Here is a 1034-nt window from a genome sequence, read left to right as displayed (position 1 = left end):
GCGAAGCGCAGACCTTCTTCCATTGCGATCGGGTTGATCAGCTTGACGGTGATCGACACGTTATCGCCTGGCATAACCATTTCTTTGTCCGCTGGCAGTTCGATCGAACCGGTCACGTCAGTCGTACGGAAGTAGAACTGTGGACGATAGTTGTTGAAGAACGGGGTGTGACGGCCGCCTTCGTCTTTCGACAGAACATAGATCTCGCCGGTGAAGTGTGCGTGCGGCTTGATCGAGCCTGGCTTGGCCAGAACTTGACCACGCTCCACGTCTTCACGCTTGGTGCCGCGCAGCAGCAGACCAACGTTGTCGCCAGCTTGACCCTGGTCCAGCAGCTTGCGGAACATTTCCACGCCGGTGCAGGTGGTCTTGACGGTGTCTTTGATGCCGACGATTTCGATTTCTTCGCCGACTTTGACGATACCGCGCTCAACACGACCGGTTACCACGGTGCCGCGACCCGAGATCGAGAACACGTCTTCCACAGGCATCAGGAAGGCGCCGTCAACAGCGCGCTCTGGCGTTGGGATGTAGGTGTCCAGCGCTTCGGCCAGAGCCATGATTGCCTGCTCGCCCATTTCGCCAGCATCGCCTTCGAGGGCCATACGTGCCGAACCTTTGATGATTGGCAGGTCGTCGCCTGGGAATTCATACTTCGACAGCAACTCACGCACTTCCATTTCGACCAGTTCCAGCAGCTCTGCGTCGTCGACCAGGTCGCACTTGTTCAGGAACACGATGATGTATGGAACGCCAACTTGGCGGGCCAGCAGGATGTGTTCGCGGGTCTGTGGCATTGGGCCGTCAGCTGCGGAGCACACCAGGATCGCGCCGTCCATCTGGGCAGCACCGGTAATCATGTTCTTGATGTAGTCGGCGTGGCCTGGGCAGTCAACGTGCGCGTAGTGACGGTTCGCGGTTTCGTATTCGACGTGCGCGGTGTTGATGGTAATGCCGCGTGCTTTTTCTTCTGGTGCTGCATCGATCTGGTCGTATGCTTTAGCTTCGCCGCCGAATTTCTTCGACAGAACGGT

At 57.7% G+C, this 1034-nt stretch carries 1 protein-coding gene; it reads right to left on the bottom strand.

The genetic code is table 11. The features are described from left to right. The coding region (gene tuf / locus BUC24_RS26255; RefSeq protein ID WP_073223691.1) for an elongation factor Tu at window positions 1–1034 on the bottom strand (1034 nt) is incomplete at both ends.

The sequence above is a fragment of the Massilia sp. CF038 genome (assembly GCF_900129765.1).
Lineage (GTDB): Bacteria > Pseudomonadota > Gammaproteobacteria > Burkholderiales > Burkholderiaceae_D > Telluria_A.
Note: the sequence above shows the minus strand (reverse complement) of the source record. Positions and strands in the feature narration are given on the sequence as shown.